Origin of the sequence: Protofrankia coriariae (assembly GCF_001017755.1) — a bacterium.
GTDB classification, from domain to species: Bacteria; Actinomycetota; Actinomycetes; order Frankiales; family Frankiaceae; genus Protofrankia; species Protofrankia coriariae.
Genome location: NZ_JWIO01000041.1, coordinates 9,815 through 14,310, shown reverse-complemented (window position 1 = coordinate 14,310; position 4,496 = coordinate 9,815). Strand labels below are relative to the sequence as shown.

3 protein-coding genes are annotated in these 4,496 nt (G+C 70.0%); 1 reads left to right on the top strand and 2 read right to left on the bottom strand.

Going from position 1 to position 4,496, the window contains the following annotated elements; translation table 11 throughout:
* Positions 1-58 precede the first annotated feature (58 nt).
* Positions 59-1,030, bottom strand: coding sequence for an NADH-quinone oxidoreductase subunit B family protein (locus FrCorBMG51_RS19805; protein WP_047224545.1), 972 nt, complete (start codon positions 1,028-1,030; stop codon positions 59-61).
* A 1,184-nt stretch (positions 1,031-2,214) separates the two neighbouring features.
* Between FrCorBMG51_RS19805 and FrCorBMG51_RS19800 the strand changes: the two genes are divergently transcribed.
* Entirely contained in the window at positions 2,215-3,873 is a 1,659-nt protein-coding gene (locus FrCorBMG51_RS19800) for a glycosyltransferase family 2 protein (protein ID WP_047224544.1), read from the top strand.
* A gap of 163 nt (positions 3,874-4,036) precedes the next feature.
* Here FrCorBMG51_RS19800 and FrCorBMG51_RS19795 read toward each other — a convergent pair whose 3' ends face one another.
* Complete coding sequence (locus FrCorBMG51_RS19795; RefSeq protein ID WP_157180590.1) at positions 4,037-4,369, bottom strand: hypothetical protein; 333 nt, start codon at positions 4,367-4,369, stop codon at positions 4,037-4,039.
* Between the last annotated feature and the right edge of the window lie 127 nt (positions 4,370-4,496).

Below are 4,496 nucleotides of genomic sequence, written 5' to 3'. Positions count from 1 at the left end.
CCCGCCTGTGGCGGGGAGCCAGGGCAGGCAACGGGGGCAGGCGGAGCGGGGCAGGTCGTCAGACGACGAACGTGTCCTTCTTCGACCAGTCCGGGGCGGCGATCTTCGCGATCGCGGACTGGGCCAGGTAGGTGAGGTGACGGGTGCCCTCCGGGATCTCCCGGGGGATGACGCCGACGGCCTTGCGGGTCTGGAAGACCGTCCCCGGCTCAAGGTCGAAGAACGGGAACTCCGGCTCGGTGCATCCGATGCACGGCACGCCCGCGCGGGTCTTGGACGACTGGCCGTTCCACAGGATGCGGTTGCACGGCGAGTGGGTCATCGGGCCGCGGCAGCCGAGCTCGTAGAACAGGCAGCCCGTGCGGGTGCCCTCCCCGAACGTGGTGGTGGACTGCTTGTACTCGAAGAACTCCGTACGGGTGCATCCGGTGTGCGTGAAGCTGGTGAAGAACGTCCGCGGCCGCTGGAGCTCGTCCAGGTCGATGTCGGCGGCCCGGCCGGTCGCCAACGCGACGAGGATCTGGGAGATCCAGTCTGGATGGGCCGGGCAGCCCGGGATGTTGACTACCGGCAGCCCGCCGCGCGAGCGGAACTCCGCGCCGAGGAAGCCGCCGCGCTCGCGCTTGTGGAACTGCAGGCCGGTCGAGGATGTCGGGTTGGGCGCCGTCGCCGCGATCCCGCCCCAGCAGGCGCAGTCCCCGACCGCGACCACGGTCTGGGCCGTTCCCGCCAGGTCGATCACCCAGTCCTTCATGGGCCGGTCGGCGAACATGTCGTAGCGGCCGGTGCCCTCGGGCCCCTCGATCACGGAGCCCTCGAACACCAGGACGTCCACCGGCGTCTCGCCGCTGGCACAGGCCCGCAGCAGCTTCCGCGCGTCCGTTCCCGACTCCAGGGCGAGGGAAGGATGCCAGAGCAGCTCGAGCCCGAAGCTGGTGACGAGGTCGACGACGTTCGGCTCGTCGGCGTTCAGGAAGGACATGGTGTTCCCGCCGCACGCCCCTCCGTGCAGCCACAGCACGGACGGCATCGGTCCTCCTCTCGGGTAACCCCGGGCGGGGTTACATGATCGTTCCCCCGGGTGGTCCGGGGACGGGGCCTGCCGCGATCCGACCCGACCCGACCTGGCCTGATCTGATCTGGCCTGATCTGGCCTGACCTGTGGCCTGGCCGCTGATCGGGCCAGGCCGAGTTCGGCTTTCCGGTCGGTTTCGGGCCCGCGGTGAGCAGCCCCGAGCGCGGGAGAAAGGCGATCGCGCCACCGCGGCTCCATCGCCATGATCCCATGGTGTCGACGGCTCGCCCTTGCCAGAACCTGGACGTATGACCGCCATCACGTAATGATCATTTATCGGCTGTCCGGGTGAGTGGGCGGTCGGAGGACCGCGTTTTCGCGTCCGGTTCTGGTTCCGGTTTCCGACCGGAGCGGCGATGCCGATCCCAGAGCTTCGGTGGGCCCGGTGCCCGGATCGCCGGCGCCCCGGCGACAGCCCGACGGCGGCGTGGGCCGAGCACCCGCACGCATGGCCCGACCACGTCATGATCGTTGCTGTGCTCACGCGGGCCCGATGGCGGCGTGGGCCGGGCCTTCCAGCGTGTCGTCGACAGAGGTCTGTGACAGGCCAGCGACAGGCCTGTCACAGACCTGTCGCTGGTGTAGAGCCTGCCCGATGGGCCGTGGCGTCCGCCGGAATCGGCCCAGGGGGTGCCCGTCGCGCCGCGGGTGCTGGTTCGGCAGTCAGTTTCTGGACATTTTCGTCCGTGGCTCCCGCGGCGCCCGGTTTGATACCGCGGTGGACACTTCCACCGGCGTCCGTGTGTGCCACCGGAATTCATCCGGAGTGGCGACAGTGGCGCGTCGTGTCCTGGGAGGAACGCTACCGAAGCGGCCGGCGCGGCGTACCGAACGGGCGTTTCACACTGTTTTCGGCGGGCGAACCATCGTATTACCGGTGACATTACCGGTGGCTGGTGACGGACGGGCCTGATACGGCTCGGGGCCGCCGTTCAGGAAAGAAGCGCTGATTTTCACCCTGTGTCATGGTGGACGTGCGCTGCTGTAATCATCGAGGTCGAACGCTTGCGAGGCCCTCATGTCGGTCGGCTGTCACCAGCCGGGAGAAGCGCATTGATTGAAAGCTTTCCCGGACACGTCCCAGACGCATTCGTGTGGACGGTCGCCGAACAGGTTGATTTTTTCGAAAGGTGGTAGACATGGCTCGCGACACAGCACCGTCCGGTGCTGCCGCGCCGGTTGACGGCGATCTCGTGCCGCTGGTGCCCAGGCCCCGGCAGCCAGCGGAAGTACCCCCGCGCGCACGCCCGGCCACCGCGGCGGGCGGGACTGGGGCAGCGGCGGTCAGCGGCCGGACGGGGCGGGTGGCAGGCCTGCTCGTCATCGCGCTCGGCGCGATCTACCTGGCCTGGCGGACGGCGACACTCGGCGGCACCAGCGCGATCGGCTACCTGTTCTATGCCGCTGAGCTGGTCGCCTACCTGGCCGTCGGGTGGACGGCGGTGATGATGGGCCGGCTGCGGCCAGGCGCTGCCCGGCAGGCCCCGCCGCCGGTGGGCACTCTGGACGTGTTCGTGACGGTGTGCGGCGAGCCCGCGGCCATGGTCGAGCGGACCCTGCGTTTCGCCCTCGCCATCGACTATCCGCACCAGACATACGTCCTCAACGACGGCCGTATCGCCGGCCGGAAGGACTGGCGGGAGATCGACGCGCTCGCGTCCCGGCTCGGGGTGCCCTGCTTCACCCGGGTCGACGGTACGCCGGGGAAAGCCGGCAACCTCAACCACGCGCTGGCCCGCACCCGCGGTGACGCGGTTCTCGCCCTCGACGCGGACCATCTGGTGGTCCCGGATCTCGGGGAGCAGGTGGTCGGTTATCTGCGCGATCCAGACGTCGGTTTCGTCTGCACCGCCCAGCGTTTCGACACCGGCCGTCTCGACGTCCTGAACAACGCCGATAGCATTTTCTACCGCTCCCTGCAGCCGGCGAAGGAGCGGGACAACGCGGCGGTCTCCTGCGGGAACGGGACGCTCTACCGACGGTCCGCGCTTGAATCAGTCGGCGGATTCAGCGAATGGAATATAGTAGAAGATGTCCAGACGTCATACGAACTGCATGCTCATGGCTGGTCCAGCGTCTATCATCCCGTCCCGATATCGATCGGGACGGCGCCGGCGACGGCGGCCGTCTACGCCAAGCAGCGGCTGCGCTGGGCGATGGACAGCACCCGGCTGCTGCTGTTCGACAACCCGCTGGCCAAGCCGGGCCTGACCCGCTGGCAGCGGGCGCACTACCTGCACAGCACCCTCAGCCCGCTGCTGGCGTCCGTTCAGGTGGTCTTCGCGCTGGGGCCGGTGCTGTCCATCGTCTTCCGTTCCCAGCTCGCCTCCACCGGCTCCCAGCGGGCGTATCTGCTGTTCGGGCTGCCCTACTTCGCCAGCACCCTGTTCTTCATCGCCGCGTACGCGGGGACGCGGGCGGCGCCCCGCACGGTGTCGAGCGTGCTGTTCAACTCCCCGATCTACCTGCTCGCGCTCGCGCGTGTCGCGTCCGGATACCGGCCTCGCTCGTCCGGTACGACCGAGAAGGCTTTCCAGCCGAAGGTGTCGCTGCTCATGCTGCCGCAGGTCCTGCTCGCGGCCGTGCTCGTGTTCTCGGTTGTCTTCTACGCGTTCGACACCCGGGCGGACCGCCCGGTGGAAGCGCTGGCGTGGGCCGGGATCCTGCTCGTGACCCTGGCCGGCCCGCTGTCGTCGGTCAGCGAGCGGCGCGCCGCGGTCGAGCGCTGGCAGGCCCCGATCCGCGGGGCGATCATCCTCGCCGTCGCCTTCCTGTCAGCCTGGACGTTCGCCCACTGACCGGACACCCGCTCACGGGCCGGGCGCGCGCCCGCTGACCAGAGGCGGCCGCGCGTCCTCATCCTGATGGCGCTCCGGCCACCGCAACGGAGGGAACACGTGGCTGTCACAGCAGCCACGTGTTCCCTCGTCGTCATGATCCGGGGCTTCCGGGGGCGCTCGGTCAGCCGGGCGGGAGGGTCTCGCAGGGGAGGTTGAGGTCGTCGCGTACCGCTGGGGCCAGGGCGTCGCAGCCGACGCCGGCCGTCCCCAGTTCGGTCAGGGCCCAGCGGGAGCCCGGGGGAGCGCTGTGGCGCAGCAGGGCGGTGGCGGGGTCGGTCTCACCGCCGGTCGGTATGACACGGGCGGTCGCGACGGCCGGGTCGACCGTGGACACGTGGACGTCGGTCACCTCGACGTTTCCCGGCGGGACCTCGCCCAGCAGCGGGCTGCTGCGCACCGCCTGCGCGATCTGCTCGTCCACGGACGAGCCGTCCCGCTGAACTGCTGTGATCACGGCTGGTTGCCGCGCCGGCCCGGCGGCAGCCACTGGACCGGTGGCCTCCGTGGCCGTCTGCTCCGTGGCCCCCGGACCGACGGCTGTCGGGCTCCCGGCCACCGGGCTCGTGGCGGCGGGGCCAGCC